This is a genomic window from Sorangium sp. So ce321 (genome assembly GCF_051530195.1).
Lineage (GTDB): Bacteria > Myxococcota_A > Polyangia > Polyangiales > Polyangiaceae > Sorangium.
The window spans coordinates 7,906,716-7,929,858 of sequence record NZ_CP150329.1; the positions used below are offsets into that span (position 1 = coordinate 7,906,716).

Below are 23,143 nucleotides of genomic sequence, written 5' to 3' on the forward strand. Positions count from 1 at the left end.
CGTCGCACGGGTGGCGCAGAAACCGATGTTCGGCGCCGCTGTGCGACCTTGTGAGCGCAGGTTCGCGACAGGGTCACCGCGAAGGTCGCGCTGTCCGGCATTCCCAGGATCCCAGGTTCGCGATACGCTCTGGGCATGCCCCGGTCCCTGGTCCAGGCGCGTCGCCCGAGAGGCGCGTCGCCGTGTCTGGAACACAGAGGCGGCACGGAGGTGTTCCATCGTGTTCCAGCCATTTTCGTTCGATCCACAACCCGATTCCCAGAGAAGAGACGGCGCGCGCGCCGCGGCCGCGCTCGCGGATAGACCGGCGGACTCCCGCCCTGCTTCCTCGCGTAGACCGCCCGACTCCCGCCCTGCTTCCTCGCGCCGCGCCGGCCGCATGCGAGGCCGCGTCGTCGGCGGGCGCTACCAGCTCGAGCACCCGATCGGGCGCGGCGCCATGGGCGAGGTCTGGCGCGCGCGCGATACAGTCCGGCGCGTCGATGTCGCGCTGAAGTTCCTCGTGCTGCCGCGCAACGGGCGGCACCACGAGGCGCTCGATCGGTTCCGGCTCGAGGCCCAGGTCGCGGCGCAGCTCGGGCAGAGGACAGGCGGCGTCGTCGCCGTGTACGACGCCGGCGAGGACCCGGCGGCGGGCGCGTACCTGGTCATGGAGTACGTGCGCGGCCGGTCGCTGCGGCAGGTGCTCCAGGAGCGAGGGACGATGCCGCTGCCCGAGCTCGCGTCGCTCGTCCGAGAGCTCGGCGAGGCGCTTTCGGTGGCGCACGGCCTCGGCATCGTGCACCGCGACATCAAGCCGTCGAACATCCTGCTCGTCGAGGGGAGCGACGGCCACGCGCGCGCCAAGATCGCCGACTTCGGGATCGCCAAGTGGGTCGGTCAGGGTCGGCCGGCCGACTTCCGCCGGCGGACGGCGGACGGCGTGGTGCTGGGCACGCCGGCCTACCTGAGTCCGGAGCACACGTGCGACGGGCAGGCCGGCCCGCACCTCGACATGTGGTCGCTCGCTGTCGTCGCGCACGAGGCGCTCACCGGGCAGCAGCCGTTCCCGGGCCGCAACCTGGCCGCCGTGCTCGCGTCCATCCTCGTCGGCGCGCGACCGCCGCTGACAACGGTGTGCCCGGGGGCGCCGCCCGCGCTGGAGGCGTGGTTCGCGCGCGCGTTCGCCATCAGCCCTTCAGAGCGGTTCCCCGGCGTCGAGGCGATGGTGGCGGCGTTCGCGGCCGCGGCCGGGGCGCCGATCAAGGGGCCTGCCGCGGCGCGCGCGTGGCGCGGGCGCCTCGCGGTGGCCAGCGTCGCCGTGGTGCTCGCCGCGGGCCTGCTGTGGGAACGGACCGAGGCCACCGGCACGCGCAGCGGGGTGGAGGACGCGATCCGCGGCGCAGCGGCCGCCGCCGGGCGCGCCGTCCAGGCGGCACATGCCGTGACAGCGCGCCTGCGGGAATGGCGGGGCGCTGAGCCCTGACGGGGCCGCGGCAGGGACGGCCGTTCGCCTCGTCGAGCTCGACCGGCCCGCGCGCGGATCCCGGCGAGCAAAACTACCGTACTGAGCTCCGAAGACGCAGTGCAAGTAGGCATGAACCAGGATCGGCGACACCGTCGCCGCCTGGGGGAGCCCTGCTTGCTTTCGGTCCAGCGATCTTCCTCCAATCCACGAACATCTCCTCGCCCGCTACATGCACCTGGCGCGCTCCGAGGCCCGGGAGGGTGGACCCGACGTCCAGCGCCGCCACGCCGCAGCCGCGTGGGATCACGAGCGGCGATCCGCGTGATCACGATGGTGATCCCCATCATCACGATGCGCTGTTCCGGGCGAGCACGATGCGCTGAGCTCGGTGATCACGATGGCGTGAACTCCGCGTCGTCCTCAGGTCGTCAGTGGAATTTTTGACAGACCTCTGCGTCCCTGATTACTTGGCCCAAGCATCACGGCGCGCCGCGGGACCTTCATCCGAAAGCCAATAGAAGCCAGCGAGCTCAGCAAATGTAGGCGGCGTCGCATCTTCGAAGGAGAACTTCGTGAAACTCTCAATGGGTATGCTGATGAGTCTCACTCTGATCGCGGCGTGCACGGACTCGCCGCAAGGGCCCAAGGGCGATCCCGGCCCGCCCGGGCCGATGGGAGCCCCCGGACCGATGGGCCCCCCTGGGACGATGGGAGCCCCCGGGCCGATGGGCCCTCCCGGGCCGATGGGCCCGCCCGGGCCGATGGGGACGCCAGGCAAGGACTCAGCGGCTCCAGTCGGTGCAGTGATGGCGTTCGCGGGTGCCACCCCTCCACACGGTTGGGTGATGTGCAATGGGTCGTCAGTAAACCGTTCCACATATGCAGACCTCTTCAACGTCATCGGCATCAGTTATGGCGCCGGTGACGGTGTGTCGACCTTCGGTCTGCCCGACCTTCGCGGCCGGGTTGCAGTCGGACAGGGGACCGAGCCGAGCGTCAAAGATCTCGGCGACTCGGACGGTGCGGAGGCCGCCTCGAGAACGCCGCTACACTCTCACACTGTCGATCCACACACACACACACATATCTCTCCAGTGGGAGCCCGTGCCGGCAACATCGTAACTCTCCGCCCGGACGATCCCAATCTGGGCCCCGTATTCGGCGCTTCATCCCATGGACAATATACATATTTGTGGCAAACCAACGGAGGAGCCCCCGCCGTAGGCGAGAGACCGATGTTCGAAGCCACGGGACGGACTGATTTGCCGTACGAGATCTGGAAAGTAGAGTCATCCGCGAGCAGTCCGGGGACGAACAACAGCTCCGGGGCATATCTGGTCATGAATTATATCATCAGATGGCATCCGTAAGCGACTCCCGGAAGAAGTTCCTTGCCATGGAGGTCTCCACGTCCCGACGTCTCCTCCGCCGGACGCGAACGGCGGCACTTGCAGTCCCCCTTGCGGCTTCAGCAGCCGGCGGCTGTGGGCAGCTGATCGGGGCAGATTGGTCCAGCTATGCTCCCGGCGAGGAGCCGGTCAGCTCAGGCACGAGCGGCGGAACCGGTGATGTGAGCTGCAGCAGCTACTGCGCGGCAATCATGGCGAGCTGCACCGAAGGGAATACGCAGTACGGTTCGCAGGAGTCATGTGAAGCCTTCTGTATTTACCTCGCCCCAGGATCAGCGGGCGACACCGATGGCGACACGCTCTCCTGCCGCGCCTACCACGCCAATGCGGCCGCGGCGGATCCGGATCTGCACTGTAAGCACGCGGGCCCCAGCGGCGGCGACGTGTGCGGCACGACCACAGGGGCGTTCTGCTACGTCGCGCCGCTGGTGTGCCCCGACCACGTGGATGGGCTCACCTGCGAGGAAATTGTCCCGCAGGTTGAAGCAGGGGATTACATGGGGCCGGACAGCACCGGCGACACGGTCGCCTGCCGTCTGTACCACCTCACGGAGGCCGCGGGAAATCGTGAGTTACACTGCCCGCATGTCGGAGAGAGCTCGCCTGTCTGTGGCACGCGGTGATCGAGCGTATGACCGCCCCTCTTCAGGATCAGCCGCGCGCATTCGCGTTTGCCCGGCCGATGGTTTCCCTCCCCGGCGGTGCCCCTGATCAGCCGAGGAGCGGCAGGAACTCGTCGGGAAGGGCGCCCCTGTCGGCGGATCGCCGGAGGTTGTCGCGGCAAACATCGCACGCCGGGGCGTGCTCGCGGTAGCTCTCCGTGAGCCCGTCCAGGCGGAAGATGCCCGCGGCCGCGGCCTCCGTGTCCGGGTGCACGTGGAACTGGACCGGGACGCCGAGCGCATGGAGAGGCTCGCCGTCGCGCCGCAGCGCGAAGAGCGAGAACGACGCGTCGTCGCGCGTCCGCCAGCCGTCGATCGAGTAGAGACAGGGCGCCTCTCCCTCGGCGCCAGCGTGCCGGCCGAGAAAGAGCATGTCGCCCGCGTACGAGACGAGCTCGTCGAGGTCGGTCGCCACCGCGACAGGGATCGGGCGACCGAGCCAGCGCTCGAAGACGAGCCACACGGCCGCGAGGACCGCCGGATCGGCCGCGGCGTCCTCGTCCACCGCGAACGCGCCGTCTAGGGCGCCCGCCTCCGAGGGGCCGCGCACGCCGTAGAGCGACGCCAGCGCCGAGAGCGCGACCTCGGCGTCGAGCGGCACGCCGGCGCGCTCCTCATCGCACGCGGCCGCGAACGCCGCGGCGTCGACCTGCGTCGCGAGCCCGGCGCGACGCAGGCTCGCGAGCGCTTCCTCGGGGCGCAGGGGGGTCGTCATGTCCTCATGTCGTCCGGCCCTGTCGTCCGTCCGATGTCACCGCGGGATCTCGGCTCGCCCTTCATGCACCCTCGCGGCATGGTGCACGATCGCGCCGCGAAAAGATAGCGGCCCCCGCTCCGGCCCGGCGCCGCCGGAGGCCGAGGCTCCGGCGGACGCGGCGGCCGCCGGCCCTCTCAGGGCCAGACCATCTCTCTGCAGTGGATCTCCAGGAACCGGATCTGCCCCGCGGCCGTGACGTAGTCGAGATCCAGCCCCGTCAGCACATGCTGCGCCGGGCAGCTCAGGCTCTGGATGGTCCCGGCGTACCCGATCGCCCAGGGCGTGTAGAGAGGCGCGGCGACGTCGAGGGCCAGCCCGGTCGCGTCCTTGTGAGCGTACACGACGCGCACGTCCTTCACGTGGGTACTGGCGCCGTTCACCCGGAGCTGGATGCCGATGGGATAGGAGTCGATCGCGGGGACATGAGTCCAGTGCAGACCGGGGCTGTAGCTCGCCGCGGAGAAGATGTTCGCGTATGCGAAATTGCCGGTCCGCGGGAGGGCGAGAGCCGGGAGGTCGAACTCCCGGCATATGCCGTTCATGCTGGCGATGAACTCGGCGGGGTCGGCGATGGGCTCCTCGTTCACGCTGAAGTCAGTCAGCATGTATCCTCCACCGTAGTCGAGGTTGCAGTGAATTGCCCCCGAGGCAAGGTTGGCGACCAGACCCGAGTTCCATGCCGTGTTCGTCGCGGAGCTGCTGACGGTCCAGCTCTCCGAGAGATTCGGGGCGTCCGCCGCGAGATCAGGGTCGGCCGCGTCGACGGCGCAGCCGGCCGCGGACACGGCGAAGAGGGCGAATGCAAGGCGAACGATGCGCATGGCGATGTCTCCTCAGCTGTCTTGTTGTCGGGGCAGAGGCACCGGCCGCCCGGCGGGCCAGGACTGGCCCGGTCGCGGCGGCGCCTCGCGACGGGGCGCCACCGCAAGCGCCTTGCCAGCGCCCGGACGGAGGCGACCTCGCGACATCCGCGACAGCCACCCGGCAGCATCGAGCTGCGCGGACGCGGCCCTCGGCGGCGAAGATGTGCGAGATGAAGCGCGGTCCCCCGGCGGCCCTCGCCGCGCTCTCGGCACAGCAGCACCCGACGGGCGCTCCGCCTGCCACACGCTGGCCGTCCCCTGTCACACCGCCGCTGTCACACCGTCCCCTGTCACACCCCCTGTGGCAGGGGCAGTGGCAGCGCGCCGCCATACAAGGGCGACACAGCTCGCAAGGCCGACACCGCTCAGGGCGACACCCGGCGCAGCGCACCGCCCGCGGCCGGGCGCGTCGCGGCCGCGGCCTTCCCGGCGAGCCCCTCGGCGAACGCGTCGGTGACGAACACGCCCGCCCCGGTCGGGCCGGGCGCCCAGCGGCGCAGCGCCTCGGGCGTGGCCGCGTGCAGCGCCAGGCGCGGGTGGACCCCGGGGCTCGCGCCGGCCCGCGCGCCGAGCTCCGCCCAGAGCCCGAGGACCCAGCCGAGCGCCCGCTCCGGCGCGCCCTCGTAGGGCGCGGGCAGCGTCGCGAGCAGCGCGTCGGCGCTCTCGACCACGAGCGTCGCCCCGATCCGGGAGAGCGCCGCCCGCGCGGCCTGCAGCAGGCGCTCGACGTCGGCGAGCTCCTCGTCGCCGGCGTCGTCCTGCGCGGCCAGCCCGGCCTCGACGAGCAGCGCGGTGCTCGGCCCGCGTCGCGCGCGCTCGTCCACGCCCGCGCGCGCCGGCGCGCCGACGCACGGCGCCACGACGCGCGGCGCGCCGACCCCCGGCGCGGAGACCGCCTCGCGCAGCGCCGCGAGCAGCTCGGGTACGCTCGCGTACCGCCCCGCCGGCTCCTTCGCGAGGCAGCGGCGCACCACGGCGTCGAACGCGGCCGACACGGGCGCGCGCTCGCTCGGGAGGGGCGGCGGCGCGCGCAGGTGCATCTCCTCGGTCTCGACCGCATTGGCGCCCTGGAACGGCAGCTCGGCCGTCACGAGCTGGTAGGCGAGCAGGCCCACCGCGTAGATGTCCGTGCGCGCGTCCACCGCGCTGCCCAGGATCTGCTCCGGCGCCATCGTGAGCGGCGTGCCGAGGATCAGGCTGCTGCTCTTGCCGCCGCGCGCGCCGTCCGGGGGCTGGAGCAGCTTGGCGATGCCGAAATCGACGAGCTTCACGCCCCCCGCGCCGCCCCCGCCGGGGGCGCTGTCGAACAGCCCGCCGCGGACCATGACGTTCTGGGCCTTCACGTCCCGGTGCACGACGCCGATAGCGTGCGCGGCCGCGAGCGCGCCGCCGATCTCCTCGATCAGCGCGACCGCCTCGCCCGGCGAGAAGGCGCCCCGCGCGCGCAGCTCGGCCGCGAGGCTCCGGCCCTCGAGCCACTCCATCGCGATGTACGGCCGGCCGTCGTCGACGGCGCCGACGCCGCGGATCTCGACGATCGCCGGGTGCCGGAGCCGCGCGAGCACCTCTGCCTCCTGCTGGAAGCGCCGGAGCATCGCCGGCAGGAGCGACAGCTCGCGGCGGAGCACCTTCAGCGCGACCGCGGCGCCGCCCTCGAGCGGCCAGGCGCGGTGCACGACGCCGAAGCCGCCCGCGAGGCGCACCTCGTCGAGCAGGTACCCCCCGACCACCGCGCCGGCGGGGAGCGCGTCGCCGGCGGCGCTCGTCTCCAGCTCCTGCGGGCGACCCGAGATGACGGCGGTCTCTTCAGGGGTGAGCTCGGCAGTCGGCAGCATCGCAACCCACCCCAGTATACTCGCGCCCCATGCGCTGCTCCGAGTGCCATCGCCGCCTCCCCGCGCAGGCCGGCGCCGCGTGCCCGGAGCACGCCCTGACGGGACCGCCGGCGCCGTCGGTGAGCATCGCCACCGAGACGAGCGATCCGGATCCGCCCCCGCAGGTCCCGGGATTCCGCGTCGAACAGATGCTCGGGCAGGGCGGGTTCGCGCGCGTCTACGCGGCCACGCGCGAGGGCGACGGCCGCGCCGTGGCGCTCAAGGTGGCGCGGCGGCAGGACGACGGCCGGATCGCGCGCGAGGCGGCGGCGCTCGGGCGCCTCGCGCCCCCACGGGCGCCCGCGCTCCTCGGCTGCGGTCGCGCCGCTGACCTGCGGCCGTTCCTCGCGCTGGAGCGGCTCCCGGGCAGCTCGCTCGCGTCGCGCCTCGCGGATCTGCCGGGCGCGGGCGCGATGCCGCTCGATGAGGCCGCCGCGCTCGCGCGCGCGATCGCGGCGGCGCTCGACGCGGTGCACGACGCCGGCCTCGTCCACCGCGACCTCAAGCCCGAGAACGTGTGGCTGCGGCCCGGGGGAGAGGTCGCGCTGATCGACTTCGGCCTCGCGGCGCTCTCGCGCGAAGCGGACGGCGCGCAGGGCGCGCTCGGGCCCGATCTGACGAGCACCGGCGCGATCCTCGGGACGGCGACGTACATGGCGCCCGAGCAGTGCCTCGGGGCGGGCGGCGTGGACCCGCGGGCGGACATCTACGCGCTCGGCGCGATGATCTTCGAGCTGCTCACCGGCCGGCCGCCGTTCGTGGGTGAGGCGGCCGAGGTGCGGCAGGCCCACGTGGCGCGCCGGCCCGACCCGCCCTCGTCGTTCGCGCCGCTCCCGCCGGCCGCCGATGACGCCGTCCTGCGCTGCCTGGCGAAGGATCCGGAGGCCCGCCCGGCCCGCGCGGGCGACGTGGCGCGCGCGCTCGCGGCGGCGCTCGAGGCGCGCGTCGCCTCGGCCGGCGGGCGCGCCGCCAGCGCCGACGCGCGCGCTGCCAGCGCCGACGCGCGCGCTGCCGCCGCCGACGCGCGCGCTGCCGCCGCCGACGCGCGCTCCCCTACCCCCGGCCAGCGCCGGCCCGTGGCGCTGCTCGCCCTGCGCGCGCGCGAGCGCACCGGTGCGCTCGTCGACGTCGCCCGCGCGGAGGGCGGCATCCTGGCGCGCTTTCGCGGGGAAAACACCGTGCTCGCCTTCCCCGCCGCCGAGGCGCCGGCCGACGGGGTGCGCGCGGCGGTGCGGTCGGCCCGGCGCCTCGTCGCCGCAGGCCTGGCGGAGCCGCCCCTCGTGGTCCACGTGGCGCCGCTCCGGGTGCGCGAGGGCGCGCACGGCGTGACCCTCGCGGGCACCGCGCTGGAGACCGCCGAGACCTGGGGGGCCGGCGCGGCGGCCGTGAGGACCGCCGGCGCCGCGCCGCCGGCGGTCCTCACGGCCGAGGCGCAGCGCGCGCTCGCGGAGGGCCCGGACGACGCGCCGCCCGATCCTCACGACGCGCCGCCCGATCCTGACGGCGCATCCCCCGACCCGCGCGGCGCGCCCCCGGACGAGCCCGGCGAGACCTCCCTGCGCGGCCGCGACGCCGCGCTCGCCGCGGCCCTCTCGGCCGCGACGGAGGCGCTCGACGGCGGCGGGGCGGCGCTCGTGGTCGCGCTCGGCGCCGAGGGGCACGGCAAGACCCGCTTCCTCGACGCCCTCGCGGCGGCGCTCCGCGCCGGCGGCGCGACCGTGCACGCCGCGGCCGCGCTCCGGCCGGAGGCCGCCGAGCGCGGCGCGACCCTCGTCGCGCTCCTGCGGGTCGCCCTGGATCTCCCGGCCAGCGGCGCGCTCGACGCCACCGTCGACGCGGCGCTCGCGCGCCGCCTGGGCGCGCCGGAGGCCGCCCGCGCGTGGCCGGCCGTGGGGCTGGCCTTCGGCCGGATGGCCGGCCGCGATCCCGCGGCCGCGCCCCTGCTGGAGGCGGCGGGCGCGCGCCGCCACGCCGAGGCCCGGGCGCTCGCCGCCGCCCTCACGGCCGCCGCGCCGCTGGCGCTGCTGCTCGACGACGCCGACCTCGCGGACGCGGCCGCGCTCGACGCGATCGAGCTGGCCACCGCGGAGGGCAGCCCGGCGCGCCTCGCGATCGTGCTCGCGGCCCGGCCGTCGATCGCGTCGCTCCGCCCGGGCCTGGGCGAGCGCGCCGCCCGCCGCCTCGCGCTCGACCTCGGCCCGCTCGACGCCGAGGCCGCGGGCGCGCTGCTCCACGACCGGCTGCGGCCGGTGGAGTTCATCCCCCGCGCCGTGCTCGATCACCTGCACGCGCTGGCGCGCGGCGTCCCGCGCGATCTCGTGGAGGTCGCCTGCGCCCTGCGCGCCGGCGGCGCGATCCGGCGCGCCCGGGGCGGCGACGGCTGGGCCCTCGCGCCGGACGAGCTGCTCTCCCTGTCCGCGGCGCCGCTCGGCGAGCGCCTCGCCGCGCGCGCGCTCGCGGCCCTGCCGCCGCCGCTCGTGGACCTGCTCGAGCGCGCGGTGATCCTCGGCGACGACCTCTCCCCGGCCGAGCTCGAAGCCACCCTCGACGCCCCGGGCGCGCCGCTCCCGGCCGGCGCGCTGGACCCCGGCGTCGGCCTCGCGCGCCTCGCCCGCGCCGGCGTGCTCGTGGCGCTCCCGGCGCCGCCGCCGCGCTACGCCTTCCGGCACCCGCTCCTGCGCGAGGCCGTCGAGGCGCGCATCCCGCCCGCCCGCCGACGCGCGCTGCACGCCGCCGTCCTCCGGCGCCTCCTCGCCGCGCCGCCCGCCGCGGGGGCGCGCGCCCGGATCGCCCGCCACGCCGCCGCCGCGGGCGACGCGCCCGCCGCCGCGGCGGCGCACGCCGAGCTCGCCGAGGAGGCGCTCGCCCGCCACGACGTCGTCGAGGCCGAGCAGCGCTTCACCGCGGCCCTGCGCCTCCTCGACGGCGGCGACGCCGCGGCCCGCTGCCGCGCGCTCGCGGGCCGCGGCCGGGCGCGCTGCCGCCTGCAGCGCCTCGACGAGTCGCTCGCCGACCTGCGCGCCGCCCGGGCGCTCGCCGAGGCCGCCGGCGACCGGGGCCACGCCGCCGAGCTGCTGCTCGAGGAGGCGACCGCGCTCGACTGGCTCGAGGACTTCACCGCCTCCGCGACGGCCGCCGCGCGCGGGGCGGAGCTCTGCGCGGGCCTCGGCGACGCCCGCCTCGACGCGCGCTGCCTGCTCGCGAGCGGCCGCTCGGACTGCCGGGGCCAGCGCGTCGACGAAGGCATCCCCAAGCTGGAGCAGGCCGCCCGCGGCGCGCTCGCCCTCGGCGACCACGAGGCGCACGTCATCGCGCGGCTCTTGCTCGTCGGCTCGCTCTCGGTGGCCGGCCGCCTCGACGAGGCCGAGCGCCACGCCGAGGCCGTCGTCGAGGCGTGCCTGCGCGCCGGCGACGTCGTCCACCTCTGCACCGCCTACATCAACCGGGTGTTCATGTGGATGAAGCGCCACGAAGAGGGCCGGGCGCTCGCCGACCAGCGCGAGGCCGTGCGCCTCGCCCGCGAGCTCGGGCACGCGCAACTCGAGCGCTGGGCCACCCTGAACCTGGCCGAGATGCGCTACTGGATGGGCGCGCTGGACGAGGCCCTCCCCCTCGCGCGCCGCAGCCTCGACCTCCAGCGCCGCTTCTTCAACCAGCGCCCCTCGCCGGACGACGTCCTGCTCCTCGCCCGCATCCACCTCGCCCGCGGCGAGCACGACGAGGCGGCCCGCCACCTGGCCGAGGCCCGCGCGAGCCTCCCCGAAGCCGATCTCACCCCCTGCGCCCGGATGCTGGCACGCCTGGTGCAACTGACGCTGGAAACCCCGGACGACCGGGCAGCCGGTCGGTTCGATGCCGTGGCGTGGCGCGCGCTCCTGGAGGAGGCGCGGCGCACCGCGGTGGTTCACGAGCACGCCGAGGCGCTGCACAGCGCGGTCCTCTCGGCGCTCCGCGCGGGCGCCGGCGGGGAAGCGCGCGAGCTCCTGGCGGAGGCCGCGTCGGTCTCCGCCGGCTCCTGGAGGCAGCGGTTCGACGAGCTCGCGCGCGCGCTCCTCGCGCCGTGAGCGGCCGCCGCGCCGGGATCCACCCGCGCGGCGTGAAATGGCCGGGCTCATCGCCCGGGCGGAAAGGAACATGACTGTCGTGATGACCTCTCGAATCTCCGGGTCTGTCGTGCTCTGTCTCGGGCTCGCGCCCCTCGCCTCGGGCTGCGTCGACGGCGGAGAGGGCGCCTCGCCGCTCGATCCGCCGGCCGCCGTCGAGCCGCAGGCCGTCTATGGCAACAGCCTCTCGCCGCAGGCGCTCACCCGCAACGCGCTGATCACGAACCGGGCGGCCAACAGCATCATGGTGAACGAGCCGCTCGCGACCGAGACCTACTCCGACACGAGCAGTATCGAGGCGCTCCACCACCAGCTCCACCACGGGCCCACGCGCGAGGTGATGGAATACCTCGTCTCCTGCGCCCTCGATCCGACGCAGACTGTCTCGTACGACGACACGCTGACAGGCGAGAGCTACACCTTCACCGGCGAGCTCGGGCTCTGCCCCGGCTGGGCGAGCGGCCCGGCGAGCGTGGAGTGCCAGGAGCAAGTCTCCGCGTGTCTGTTGTTGCGGGTCAACGCCCTCAAGAAGAAGGTCGCCATCTCGATGCGGGGCGAGGTGCCGGGCGCGCCGCCTGGCATGGGGCCGACGGCGCTCCTCTATCCCGAGCCGGCCGTGAGCACGGTGGATTACGAAGAGGACATCGAACAGATCGCGAGCTTCGCGCCGTGCGCCACAGCGACCTCGGGCGCCGCGCGCAACTGCGGCTGGAAGGCCGACCACGTCGGGAGGTGCCTCCCGGGGGAGCGCGTGTACATCGGCGCCGGCGCGAGGCCCCCGAGCAAGTGCGGGAACCTCCTCTTCCCGGTGCTCGGCAGCTCCACCGGCAACACGGTCCTGCGCGTCTGCGAGGGCATCCACGGCTGCAACGCGACGACGTCCACCTTCATCGCCCAGAGCGGCGCGAGCTGCGGCAGCAACCGCCCTGCGCTCGAGTTCACGTGCCCCGAGGGCGGTTATTTCAGCGTGATGAGCGGCCCGCAATCGAGCGGCGGCGCCGGCGTCGCCAGCCCGGCGATCCGGGACCAGGCGACGGCGGTCTACCCAGCGCCGGAGCTCGCCGTGTTCCTGTGGCCCGAGGGCGCTTTTTACGGGAATCTGTGGGGCCCCGGGGCGCTCAACCCGGCGATCCCGGCGAGCGCCAACCGCGTGAAGGCGGACGGTAGCTTCATCGCGGCGCCGCCCGTCGCCGGGTCGGTGTTCCTGCGCGCCTTCGCTTGCACAGGCCGGTTCTGGACCCGACAGGAAGCCTACATGACCGACCGCATCTGCGCCGGTGGAGGAGCTGACTGCGCCGCGACCTGGGTCGGCGCCTGCGACGTGTCGAACAGCAATACACCGAGCTGCCCGCCGGTCCACAGGTGCACGGTCACCGACGGGCCTGTCGTGAGCGGCGACGGCGATTTCGGCAACTGCGATGGCAACGCGCGAAAGTGGCAATACCCGATCTCGGTCTACCTCAACAACCCGCTGGACATCGTCGATGATCCCGCGAGCGCGGAGACCACGGGAGCCCCGTGGGCGCCCCTGGCGCCGCTCTGCTTCTGAGCGCTCGCCGCGGGGGCGCTCAGCCTTCTTCGCGTTCCCGGTAGTCGGCGGGCTCGATGCCGTAGCGCGCGATCCAGCGGTGGATCTGCGTCCGCCCCTTGCCCATCGCCCGCGCCACGGCGCTGATGTTCCCCCGGTGCTCACGGAAGAGGCGGATCAGCGCCTCGCGCCGCTCCTCCTCGCGCCGCTCCTCGGCCGCGGGCCGCTGCGCCTCGCCGGGCTGGGCGTCGAGCCTCGGGAGCTCGATCGGGGTGCGCGTCAGCCCGGCGGGCGGCGGCAGGTGATCGAGCTCCACCCTGCCGCTCCCCGCCAGCACGATCGCTGTCGCCAGGCACTTCTCCAGCTCGCGGACGTTGAGCCGCCACTCGCGCAGCAGGAGCGCGCGCGCCGCCTCGCAGCTCATCGCGATGTCCGCGGCGCGGTCCGGGGCGGCGCGGCGGAGCAGCGCCGCGATGAGCAGGCCGAGGTCCTCCCGGCGCTTGCGCAGGGGCGGCAGATCGAGCACGAAGCCCGACAGGCGCGCGAAGAGATCGCCCCGGAAATCGCCGCTCTCCACCATCGCCGGCAGATCGCGGTGCGTCGCCACCACGACGCGGAGGTCGACCTTCACCGGCCGCGTCGCGCCCACCGCGACGACCTCCGACTCCTGCAGCACGCGCAGGAACGCGGTCTGCGACATCGCGGGCAGGTCGCCGATCTCGTCGAGGAAGAGCGTGCCCTTGTCCGCGGAGCGGACGAGGCCGGGCCGGTCCTCGGCCGCGCCGGAGAAGGCGCCCTTCCTGTGGCCGAACAGCTCGGACTCGATGAGGCTGTCGGGCAGGGCGCCGCAGTTGATGGCGACGAACGGGCCCGGGCGGCCCGAGAGCGCGTGGAGGGCGCGCGCGATGACCTCCTTGCCGGTGCCGCTCTCGCCCTGGAGGACGACGGGGATGTTCGCCGGCGCGACCGCCCGGAGCGCCGCGAACCGCTCGGCCAGCGCGGGCGAGAACGTGGCGAGGCCGAGCGGCTGCCCCGGCCCCGGCACCGCGTCGCCCGGGTCCTCGTCCGGCGCGGCGACCTCGCGGAACAGGAAGAACGTGTGCCCGAGCTCGATCAGGTCCCCCTCGGCGAGCGGCGCGCTCTGCCGGGCCACGCCGTTCACGAAGGTGCCGTTGGTCGAGCCGAGGTCCTCCAGGAGGAGCCGGCCGCCGTCGCGCGTGATCCGCGCGTGCCGGGACGACACCCACCCGTCCTCGAGGCGCACGTCGAGGAGCGCCCGCTCGCCCTCGGCCCGCTGGTGGATCGAGCGCACCGGGCCTCGCCCGAACCGCACCTCGTCGATCCCGTCGAGCGACAACCGCGCGGGCGGATCCAGCGGCCGCTGGCACTGCAAGACGAGGAACAGGAACGGACGCGGCTCCGCGCGAGAGCCGGCGCGCCGCTGGGTACGGACCAGCGTCGTCGGCTCGTCGCGCGCCGCGCTCATGCTGCCCCGCTCCTCCCGCGAGAGGACGCACGCAGCGGAGGCGCCGGGAAGTCGACCTGTGCCTGCATACCTCGGGTCGAGGATCTACCATGCCCCGCCGGCCTGCAGCGCTCCATGGAGGCTCGCGCCCGTGTCGCCGGGCGCCGAGCACCTCAGCGCTCGGAGCCCGGCGACACCGGCGCGCCTGTCCGACGATCACCGGGCGCCGCGTGCCCCCGGGACCTCAGCGTCGCCTGATAGCGGTTGAGCAGCGGGGTCGCGGTGATGCCGTGCAGCACGATGCTCACCGTGACGATCGAGAGCGTGAGCGAGATGACGTCGCGAGCGGCGCCGCCGGAAAGGCCATGGTTCAGCGCGTAGGCGAGGTAGTAGAGGCTCCCGATCCCGCGGATGCCGAACCATCCCATCAGCCAGCGTTGATGAGGGGACGTGGCCGTCCCGGAGAGGAGCAGTCGCGTGGCCAAGGGGCGCAGCAGGACGAGCAGGACGGCAGCGACGAGGAGCGAGCGCGCGCTCCAGGAAGGGCCCACGAGGACGCCGACGAGCGTGACGAGGGCGACCTCGAGCAGCCGCTCGGCGGTCGCGCCGAACGAGATCGTCTCCGCGACGAGCACGCCGGCGGCGACGGCCGGCTCGGCCATCGCTTCGGGCTCCACCCGCGCGCCGACCAGGTGCTCCGCCGGCGGGTGCGGGGCGTCCGGACGCGACGCGCGGGGCGCGGCCTGTGGGTGAGGCGTCTCGGCGACGACCTTGAGCTCCGCCCGCCGCAGCCCCACGCCCGCGGCGAACACCGCGAGGAACCCCCAGGCGCCGAGGAGCTCGGCTGCGACGTAGGAGAGCGCGATGAGCGCCAGCGCGAGGAAGTCGCTCGGCGCCTCCGTGTCGCGCTGGCGGCTCCGGAGTTGGATCGCCCAGCGCCCGACGCCGACCCCGAGGAGATACCCGAGCACGAGCGCCGCCGGGACCGCCCAGGCGAGCTTCACGAGCGCCCAGCGCAGGACCCACGCGCCGGCGCCGCCCTGGTCCATCCAGCTGAGCGCGAGCACCACGAACGGGAAGGCCATGCCGTCGTTCAGGCCCGCCTCCCCGGACAGACCGTACCGCATGCGGTCCCTGTCCGCGGCGTGGCCGACCGAGACAGCGCTGGCCAGGACCGGATCCGTGGGCGCGACGATCGCGGCGAGGAGCAGCGCGTGCGGCGGGTCGAGCCCGAGGAGCAGGTGCGCGACGGCGGCGACGCCGGCGATGCACACCAGCATGACGGGGCCGGCGAGGCGGTAGGCCGCCGACCACGCGGGGTCGCGCGGGGACAGCCGCAGCTTCAGCCCGCCGATGAACAGCGAGATGATGACGGCGATCTCCGTCAGCCGCTCGAACCAGGCGCTGCCTTCCTCGAGCTCGATGCGGATCCAGCCGAGCGCCTGCGGGCCCATCAGCCAGCCGAGGCCGACGTAGATGAGCGACGACGAGACCGGCAGCCGCTTCACGTGCGCGGAAGCGAGCGCCATGACGAGGAGGATCCCGCCCGAGAGCGCCAGCCACTGGAGGAAGCTCAGGGTCGCGAACGTCATGCTGAGGTCCCCGGTGGATGGCCTCGGCCGTCGTGGCCGTCCGGCGCCCGATCAGCGATAGGGCCCGTGCGGGGCGGGCGCCGCGAGCGCGGACGCGATCGCGATCGCGCGCTCGATCCGGTCGCGCCCCGTCTCGAGCTGGCCGAACACCAGCGTGACCGCGGCCTCGTCGCCCAGGATCGCCGCCGGGCGGAGCGCCGCGATCTCGCGCCTCAGCTCGTCGCCGAGGCGCTGCGCCACCCTGTCCGGCGCGTCCGCCTGGATGGCGTAGGCCCGGGCCAGGGCGTCGTCGCCGGACGGACCTGGCGCCTTCCTGGCCGGGCCGCGCCTGGGTCGGCACCTCAGGGCGAACCGCTCCGAAGGAGATGCGGCGCGGGGCACGCGTACCCGGGTGCAGAACGGGCCCTTCTTCCCCTTGCGGCCGAGCTCCACGGTGAGGAGCCGGCCGCGGTGCTCGAGCTCGATGGTCATCTCGCCTTCGGATGAGGCCGCGCCCGCGGACAGGAGGCGCCCGCCGAGCTCCTGCGCGAGCGCCCGCAGCTCCCTCGTGAGCGCCCGGCCGCGGCCGGCGACGAGGGCGGCGGCGCGGATGGCGCTCGCGAGCTTCTCGGCGTCGTCCTCCAGCCCGGCGCGGAGGGCGGTGAGCCGGTGCGACTCGAGCGTGAGCTGGTAGCCGGCGGCCGCGCGGAGCGCCTCGCGCAGCGGCGGCGTGAGCCACCAGCGCGCGAGCGTCGGGTTGCTCGCCTTCACGACGAAGGCGCCGTCCTGTGCCGGGTCGCCGACGTCCACCTGCCTCGCGCGGAAGCTCCCGTCGCTCCTCGACGGGCGGAGCCGCTGCTCGTTGACCCGGAGCCTGAGGCCCGCCGGGTTCCTCGCGGTGCCGGTGATCCGGGTGTGATAGCGAACGACGGCCGCGTCGCCCTGAGCGATGTCGTGGTCGACGAGCAGCGCGACGTTGTCGAAGACGACGGAGATCTGCATCCGCGGGTCTCCCCACTGGCCCGGCCCCGACTTGAACTGCCCGCCGACGAGGGCCGCCGCGCGCTGCCAGACGGGCCTGGCCATCCGCCAGCGCGCCTCCGCCGCCCGCCTCGCCTCCTGGCTCGCCTGCGCGATGCACCTCGCGAGCCCCGCGATTCCCGAGATGATCATCAGGACGAAAAGAGGCTCCATCTACGGGTCCAGCTTATCCTCCTTGCGGGCGGCGCGCCCAGGCGAGAGGGGCTGGATTGCCAGCGCGGCTTTCGCGATCTGGGGTCCGGCGGGGCCCTGGAGGGGGCTCAGGATCGCCCGGCGGCCGAGCGCGCGGTCCGGGAGCTCCGGCAGCCGGCTCTGTCCGGCGAGCGTCTCGGCCCCCCTTCAGGCCGCCCGCGGCCCCCTTCAGAGCCGCCCGCGGCCCCCTCTCCCGCCGGACCTCGCCGCCCCCACGGCCGCCGGCCGGCGCGCTTCGCGGTCACCCTCCAGCGCCCGGCGTCCCGGCCGTGACCGCCTGCGTGTCGCTCGCGCCGCATCGAGCGCGCGGGCGACACGCGCGAGGCGTGCACCGATCGACCGGCTACGGTCTACCGCTCACCGTGGACCGCGAGGTGGTAGACGTCGCCGGCGGACACGCTGGAGATGGTGACCCGGTATCTGTCGTTGTTCACGGTATCGTACAGGGTCACGCCCCCGGCCGCGGAGACGGTCTGGTCGAACACCACGATCCAGTTGCCCCAGGTGTTCTTGTAAGACACCGTCATCTGGATAGCGCCCGCGATGGCGTCAGCGTGTGCGTGGAGCCAGTTGACGCTCGAGATCTCCGTGGTGCGGCCGACGGAGCTGTCGGTCCAGCAATAGTCGAAATCGACGCCGGCATTGTTGCAGAAGGACGATTGGAAGCTCGTCGCGGTCAGGGCCTGCGCGGCGACCCCGAGCCCTTCCGCGGGCCCCACCTGCGGCGACGGCGGTGTCTCCTCGACAAGGTCGGCCTCCGTCGAGGTGCGGCGCGGGCCGCGGGCGAGCCGGGCCTGATCCATGCGCGCCTGCGCGTCGATCAGCGCCTGTGGCGCGGCGTGCCCCGAGAGCGCCTCGTAGAGCGCGACAGGGGGCAGCTCCTCCGCGGCCCCGGGCACCTCGCCGGTGGTGAACGTCAGGACGAGCCCCTCCTCCGGCTCGTAGAAGCGGACCTCGGCGTCGTTCGCGAGGCGCAGGGTCGTGATCGGGGCGAGTCCTTCCTCGACCGCCTCCGCTCCGGGATCCTGCTCGACGGCGCAGCCGCCCACGATACAGAGCCCGAAGGCGAGGGCCGCGGCGCGGCAGGCGGGGCGAGCCATCGAGAGATCACGAAGCATCGAAAGGATGGTCATTGTCATTCTCCTCGGTCATTCATGGGTCATGTGCGGACTTCTGCCCGCGTGTCTGGCCAGCGCGCGGCACGAAGCCGCTGTACGACGCTCACGGCACGTCCGCGGGCCTGTCCGCGAGACCGTGGGCTCGTCAGCGCGTCGTGCGAGGCGTTCGCCTTCGCTTGAGCGTATGAGCAAGGCTGGGGCCAGAGCCGATGTCGGTCCGCGAGCGGGGCGCCGGCTTCACCCGGGATTCACGAAGGGCGCTCTTTCTCCCGGCCCGCGCTCCGGATGGCGCTTTCCCCGGAGCGCGCGCGCCTGTCCTGCGACGCCCGGCTCCCTGCCACACCGACCGGGTGTGGCAGGTGTCAGGTGTGGCGACGGGTGACACCTCGCCGCCGTGCCTGCCGCGGGCGCGCGATCGCGAGAGAGCCTGTCGGCAAAGGCGCCGGCGACGGGGCGGCGAAGCCGACTGCTGAGCAGCGGCGCTGCGGACGCGGAACGCCGCGGCCCACGCCGAGATCGACCGGAGCGACGGGGTGGGCGCGCGTGGCCGGCCCGGGCCCGACCGAGGCCGGCGCGCCGAGCAGCGCCGTGAGGCGGGCGAGCGCGTCGGCGGGGAGGCCCGGGGTCCCGGTCACCCCCCCGGCCTCGGCGTGGAGCCCGGTGGCGAGCACAGCCGTCGACGGCGCGGCCGTCCCCAGCCAGAGCGCGCGGCGCAGCTCGCGCCTGTAGGGGAAGAAGGAAATCCACTGTAGGGGAGACAGGGAAGCCTGATGTGGGAGAAGGAAGTCTGATGTGGAGACGGAGACGGCAGCTCAAGCGCTGCGGAGACGTCAAGTCTCAACTGCGGGATCTGCTCTGGATCGACAGAAAGGTCTCTATGCGATCCGGCCTCCCTGGAAAAGCAACACCGTATCAGCAACTTATCTCTTCATCGAAGGGGCCGCCTCCACTCAACAGCCTTTAGGAGTTGACATCCGTGATGTGAGCGTTCACATTAGGCCTTGTAAGTATTCTTTTGCTTCTCATCGGAAGGCCGGTCATGCACCGAGACCTTCGTCAGCCGATCGATCTCGGCATCGGTTCCGTTCGCTCGCTCGTCACGGACGCGAGCAACGGTGAGCCCGCGCACGTTGCGGTCGCGCCTCGGCAGCGCTGGGCGCGAGGCCTCGTCTTCACGGCGACCCGCGCGCCCGCGGTACTGCACCGGGTCGCTCGCGAGCCTGACCGGGCCATTCGAACGAGACGCGATGTCAACGAGACGAGGTTCGGCATTCCCAGCTTCCATGCCGGCGCTCTCGCCGGACTGGTGTAAAAATGAGAACTTCTTTGTTCGTGTTCCCTGCGATCATGGTCCTTCTTGCCTGCGGCTCCGATGCCGATCTCGAGAGCGCTGGGAGAACGCGCCCCGCGGGCCAAGTGGGCTGATCGATGAGATTCAGATCTCCATCGAGCTCTTCGGCACGCTGAGCCCCGGCGCCGGCGACGATGCCGCCTCGAGGGTGGGTCGGCATGTCCGACCACGACCCGCGCACGCGGCACAGCTCGGCCGAAAGCGGCTCGGCCAGGGACACCTCGATCGACGTGGTGGGGGAGAAGGAGGTCCAAACGCTTCGGAGACGTCAAGCCCCAACTGCGGGAGCTGCCCTGGGTTGACAGAACATCTTGCCATGTGATCCGGCCCCATGGAAAAGCGACGCTATCTCGACAACTCGTCCATGCGTCGAAGGGGCCGCCTTCACACCACAGCCTACGACATGCCCGCTTGGGTACAGGAGAACCTCATGAGAATGCGATTTGAACGATGGCCCCTGCTGACCCTGCTCGCGCTCGGCGCGTGCATCTCCGCCGAGCCGCTCGATGAAGACGGCTACGACCTCGACGAGTCAGCCGAGAGCGTCACCATCGATACAGCGGCGACCTACACGATCGTCGGCGTCCAGAGTGGAAAGTGCGTCGAGGTGGCTGGCGGCAGCACCGCTGACGCAGCGGCCGTGCAGATCGCCAGCTGCAACGGCTCGACGCGGCAACAGTTCCGCATGGAGTCGGCGGGCGGCAACTACTATCGCATCCGCAACGTCAACAGCAACCGTTGCCTCGACGTCGCGGGCGCCTCCACCACCGACGGCGCCGCCATCCAGCAGTACTCCTGCTGGACCGGGGAAAACCAGCAGTGGTCGTTCGCGGACGTCGCCACCGGCGTCGTGCGCCTCACCGCGCGCCACAGCGGCAAGTCCCTGGACGTCTACAGCCGCGGCACCGCCGACGGCACCGCCGTGATTCAATGGGCGTCGAACGGCGGGACCAATCAGCAGTTCCGACTCACGCCCGCGAGCTCGAGCGGGACCGGCGCCGGCGGCAGCGGCGGCAGCGGCGGCAGCGGCGGCAGCGGCGGCAGCGGCGGCGGGACCGGCAAGTTCGTAGGCAACATCACCACCGGCGGGACGGTGCGAGCGGATCTGGCCCAGTACTGGAACCAGATCAGCCCGGAGAACGAGGGCAAGTGGGGCTCCGTCGAACCGACGCGGGACGTCATGAACTGGGCCGGCATGGACCGGGTCCGGAACTACGCTCGCGAGCACGGCATCCCCTACAAGGGCCACACGCTGGTCTGGGGTGCCCAGCAGCCGGGCTGGATTGGCGGTCTGTCGCAGAGCGAGCAGCGCGCAGAGGTAGAGGAGTGGATCCAGGCGTTCTGCCAGCGCTACCCCGACGTCGCCATCATCGACGTCGTGAACGAGCCGCCCCCGCACACCACCCCGGTGTACATGAACGCCCTCGGCGGCGCGGGCTCGAGCGGCCACGACTGGATCGTGCAAGCGTTCAAGTGGGCGCGGCAGTACTGCCCGAACGCCAAGCTGCTGCTCAACGACTACAACAACATCGAGTACAGCGGTGACAACCAGAACACGATCAACATCGTCAATCGGATCCGGGCGGCAGGGGCTCCCATCGATGGCATCGGGGCTCAGGCCCACGCCGCGTTCTCGATGTCGACCAGCACGGTGAAGGGCTTCCTCGACCGGCTCGCCGCCACCGGCCTGCCCGTCTATATCACCGAGTACGATATCGCCCTGGCGAACGACACGCAGCAGCTCAACGTGATGCAGAGCCAGTTCCCCATGTTCTACGAGCATCCGAGCGTGAAAGGCGTCACGCTGTGGGGGTACATCACCGGCCAGACGTGGGTGGCCAACACAGGACTCATGAGCAGCAGCGGCCAGATGCGGCCCGCCATGTCCTGGCTGATGAACTACCTGGGGCGCTGACGCGCGTATCACTGAGATCCGCGCGCCCGGAGATCGCTGCGCAGGCTCTTCCGCTCGGTCGCAGGTCGACGGAGTCTACCCGCCGGGCCAGAGCTCGCGCAGCCGATCCCGGGCGCCTTCAAATGTGTCCTGGTTCCGCCTCATATGCCTTTGAACAGAGGGGTTAATGATGAGAATCCGATCTAGACGATGGTGGCTGGTCACGACGCTCGCCGCCACGGCTGCGTGCGGCTCCGCCGAGCAGCTGGATGAAGACGGCTACGAGTTCGACGAGCTGGCTGAAAGTGTCACCATCGACACAGCGGCGGCCTACACGATCGTCGGCGTCCAGAGTGGAAAGTGCGTCGAGGTGGCTGGCGGCAGCACCGCTGACGCAGCGGCCGTGCAGATCGCCAGCTGCAACGGCTCGACGCGGCAACAGTTCCGCATGGAATCGGCGGGCGGCGGCTACTATCGCATCCGCAACGTCAACAGCAACCGTTGCCTCGACGTCGCGGGCGCCTCCACCACCGACGGCGCCGCCATCCAGCAGTACTCCTGCTGGACCGGGGAAAACCAGCAGTGGTCGTTCGCGGACGTCGCCACCGGCGTCGTGCGCCTCACCGCACGCCACAGCGGCAAGTCCCTGGACGTCTACAGCCGCGGCACCGCCGACGGCACCGCCGTGATTCAATGGGCGTCGAACGGCGGTACCAATCAGCAGTTCCGACTCACGCCCGTGGGCTCGAGCGGGACCGGCGCCGGCGGCAGCGGCGGCAGCGGCGGGGCCGGCGGGGCCGGCGGCAGCGGCGGGTCCGGCGGCAGCGGCGGGGGCGGCGAGAGTTGCGGCTTGCCCACCAGCTTCCGCTGGCAGTCGAGCGGCATGCTGGTGAGCCCGAAGTCCGACTCGACTCACAACATCGTGTCCATCAAGGATCCGACGGTCTCCTTCTTCAACGACAAATGGCACATCTACGCCACCACGGCGAACACCGCCGGGAACTGGCAGATGACCTACCTGAACTTCACCGATTGGTCCCAGGCCGCGGCCGCCTCGCAATACCCCATGGATCGCACGTCTGGCTTCAGCGGCTATCGGTGCGCGCCGCAGATGTTCTTCTTCAGGCCTCACAACAAGTGGTACCTCATCTATCAAGCGCAGCCGCCGCAGTTCTCCACGACCACCGACCCGAGCCGCCCGGAGACCTGGACCAGACCCCAGAACTTCTTCGCGTCCACGCCCGCCGGCATGCCCAGCCTGCCCATCGATTACTGGGTGATCTGCGACAGCGCCAACTGCTATCTCTTCTTCTCCGGTGACGACGGCAAAATTTACCGCAGCCAGACCACCGTGCAGAATTTCCCGAACGGCTTTGGCTCGATCTCGATCGCCATGCAGGACTCGAATCGTAACAACCTGTTCGAGGGGAGCTCCACGTACAAGATCAAGGGCATGAACAAGTACTTGACCCTGGTCGAGGCCATTGGCCCGACGGGCGCCAGGTTCTATCGCTCATTCACCGCGGATCGCCTCGATGGCACGTGGACCCCGCTCGCGCATACCTGGAACGCGCCGTTCGCAGGTCAAAACAACGTCACCTACGCGTCCGGCGTGGCTGACTGGACCGACGACGTCAGCCATGGCGAGCTGGTGCGCGATGGCAACGACGAAACGGCGACGATCGACACCTGCAATCTGAAGTTCCTGTATCAAGGACGCAATCCGAGCTCGGGCGGCGAATACTCGCAGCTCCCGTATCGCCTCGGCTTGTTGCAGGCGGTTCGCTAGAGGGCCGGACCTGCTGGGATTCATCGAATTCCAGCAGGTCGCCCCGCCTCCTCCCCTATCAACTTGCTCACCCGCATCG

General features: G+C 72.6%; 14 protein-coding genes. 7 read left to right on the top strand and 7 right to left on the bottom strand.

The window, feature by feature from the left end:
* Nucleotides 1-379 precede the first annotated feature (379 nt).
* The 3 genes from WME89_RS29000 to WME89_RS29010 all read left to right on the top strand — a co-directional run bounded on the left by WME89_RS29000 (nucleotide 380) and on the right by WME89_RS29010 (nucleotide 3,479).
* On the top strand, nucleotides 380-1,465 hold the full coding sequence (locus WME89_RS29000; RefSeq protein WP_438002931.1) for a serine/threonine-protein kinase: 1,086 nt from the start codon (nucleotides 380-382) through the stop codon (nucleotides 1,463-1,465).
* Nucleotides 1,466-2,253: 788 nt separating this feature from the next.
* Nucleotides 2,254-2,817, top strand: a complete 564-nt coding sequence (locus WME89_RS29005) for a phage tail protein (RefSeq protein WP_438002932.1) — start codon at nucleotides 2,254-2,256, stop codon at nucleotides 2,815-2,817.
* 200 nt (nucleotides 2,818-3,017) lie between these two features.
* A complete protein-coding gene (locus WME89_RS29010) occupies nucleotides 3,018-3,479 on the top strand; it encodes a hypothetical protein (protein WP_438002933.1) in 462 nt (153 codons plus the stop codon).
* Nucleotides 3,480-3,567: 88 nt separating this feature from the next.
* Here the strand turns inward: WME89_RS29010 and WME89_RS29015 are convergent, their stop codons facing one another.
* The 3 genes from WME89_RS29015 to WME89_RS29025 form a co-directional block, all read right to left on the bottom strand.
* Nucleotides 3,568-4,233 carry a hypothetical protein gene (locus WME89_RS29015; RefSeq protein ID WP_438002934.1) on the bottom strand — a complete coding sequence of 222 codons (666 nt, stop codon included), beginning with the start codon at nucleotides 4,231-4,233 and terminating at the stop codon, nucleotides 3,568-3,570.
* Nucleotides 4,234-4,409: 176 nt separating this feature from the next.
* Nucleotides 4,410-5,096, bottom strand: coding sequence for a hypothetical protein (locus WME89_RS29020; protein WP_438002935.1), 687 nt, complete (start codon nucleotides 5,094-5,096; stop codon nucleotides 4,410-4,412).
* A 407-nt stretch (nucleotides 5,097-5,503) separates the two neighbouring features.
* On the bottom strand, nucleotides 5,504-6,973 hold the full coding sequence (locus WME89_RS29025) for a serine/threonine-protein kinase (RefSeq protein ID WP_438002936.1): 1,470 nt from the start codon (nucleotides 6,971-6,973) through the stop codon (nucleotides 5,504-5,506).
* A 29-nt stretch (nucleotides 6,974-7,002) separates the two neighbouring features.
* Here WME89_RS29025 and WME89_RS29030 point away from each other — a divergent pair, with 29 nt between their 5' ends.
* Nucleotides 7,003-11,076, top strand: a complete 4,074-nt coding sequence (locus tag WME89_RS29030; protein WP_438002937.1) for a protein kinase domain-containing protein — start codon at nucleotides 7,003-7,005, stop codon at nucleotides 11,074-11,076.
* A gap of 79 nt (nucleotides 11,077-11,155) precedes the next feature.
* Nucleotides 11,156-12,664, top strand: a complete 1,509-nt coding sequence (locus tag WME89_RS29035; RefSeq protein ID WP_438002938.1) for a hypothetical protein — start codon at nucleotides 11,156-11,158, stop codon at nucleotides 12,662-12,664.
* Nucleotides 12,665-12,683: 19 nt separating this feature from the next.
* Here WME89_RS29035 and WME89_RS29040 read toward each other — a convergent pair whose 3' ends face one another.
* From WME89_RS29040 to WME89_RS29055, 4 genes are all read right to left on the bottom strand, one after another.
* A complete protein-coding gene (locus WME89_RS29040) occupies nucleotides 12,684-14,129 on the bottom strand; it encodes a sigma 54-interacting transcriptional regulator (RefSeq protein WP_438002939.1) in 1,446 nt (481 codons plus the stop codon).
* Nucleotides 14,130-14,281: 152 nt separating this feature from the next.
* Nucleotides 14,282-15,685, bottom strand: a complete 1,404-nt coding sequence (locus WME89_RS29045) for a cation:proton antiporter (RefSeq protein WP_438011986.1) — start codon at nucleotides 15,683-15,685, stop codon at nucleotides 14,282-14,284.
* Nucleotides 15,686-15,751: 66 nt separating this feature from the next.
* Nucleotides 15,752-16,873: a hypothetical protein gene (locus tag WME89_RS29050; protein WP_438002940.1), complete on the bottom strand. Its 1,122-nt coding sequence runs from the start codon at nucleotides 16,871-16,873 to the stop codon at nucleotides 15,752-15,754.
* 389 nt (nucleotides 16,874-17,262) lie between these two features.
* A complete protein-coding gene (locus WME89_RS29055) occupies nucleotides 17,263-18,045 on the bottom strand; it encodes a hypothetical protein (RefSeq protein WP_438002941.1) in 783 nt (260 codons plus the stop codon).
* A gap of 1,766 nt (nucleotides 18,046-19,811) precedes the next feature.
* Here WME89_RS29055 and WME89_RS29060 point away from each other — a divergent pair.
* Together WME89_RS29060 and WME89_RS29065 are read left to right on the top strand one after the other, a co-directional pair.
* On the top strand, nucleotides 19,812-21,296 hold the full coding sequence (locus WME89_RS29060; RefSeq protein ID WP_438002942.1) for an endo-1,4-beta-xylanase: 1,485 nt from the start codon (nucleotides 19,812-19,814) through the stop codon (nucleotides 21,294-21,296).
* A gap of 169 nt (nucleotides 21,297-21,465) precedes the next feature.
* Nucleotides 21,466-23,064 carry a non-reducing end alpha-L-arabinofuranosidase family hydrolase gene (locus tag WME89_RS29065; protein WP_438002943.1) on the top strand — a complete coding sequence of 533 codons (1,599 nt, stop codon included), beginning with the start codon at nucleotides 21,466-21,468 and terminating at the stop codon, nucleotides 23,062-23,064.
* Nucleotides 23,065-23,143 lie beyond the last annotated feature (79 nt).

Bases quoted from the DNA above. Each gene is read 5' to 3' on its own strand.
- WME89_RS29000 (WP_438002931.1), top strand. From the start codon at position 380: ATGCGAGGCCGCGTCGTCGGCGGGCGCTACCAGCTCGAGCACCCGATC.
- WME89_RS29055 (WP_438002941.1), bottom strand. From the start codon at position 18,045: ATGACCATCCTTTCGATGCTTCGTGATCTCTCGATGGCTCGCCCCGCC.
- WME89_RS29040 (WP_438002939.1), bottom strand. From the start codon at position 14,129: ATGAGCGCGGCGCGCGACGAGCCGACGACGCTGGTCCGTACCCAGCGG.
- WME89_RS29065 (WP_438002943.1), top strand. From the start codon at position 21,466: ATGAGAATCCGATCTAGACGATGGTGGCTGGTCACGACGCTCGCCGCC.
- WME89_RS29030 (WP_438002937.1), top strand. From the start codon at position 7,003: ATGCGCTGCTCCGAGTGCCATCGCCGCCTCCCCGCGCAGGCCGGCGCC.
- WME89_RS29060 (WP_438002942.1), top strand. From the start codon at position 19,812: ATGAGAATGCGATTTGAACGATGGCCCCTGCTGACCCTGCTCGCGCTC.
- WME89_RS29050 (WP_438002940.1), bottom strand. From the start codon at position 16,873: ATGGAGCCTCTTTTCGTCCTGATGATCATCTCGGGAATCGCGGGGCTC.
- WME89_RS29025 (WP_438002936.1), bottom strand. From the start codon at position 6,973: ATGCTGCCGACTGCCGAGCTCACCCCTGAAGAGACCGCCGTCATCTCG.
- WME89_RS29015 (WP_438002934.1), bottom strand. From the start codon at position 4,233: ATGACGACCCCCCTGCGCCCCGAGGAAGCGCTCGCGAGCCTGCGTCGC.
- WME89_RS29020 (WP_438002935.1), bottom strand. From the start codon at position 5,096: ATGCGCATCGTTCGCCTTGCATTCGCCCTCTTCGCCGTGTCCGCGGCC.
- WME89_RS29005 (WP_438002932.1), top strand. From the start codon at position 2,254: ATGGCGTTCGCGGGTGCCACCCCTCCACACGGTTGGGTGATGTGCAAT.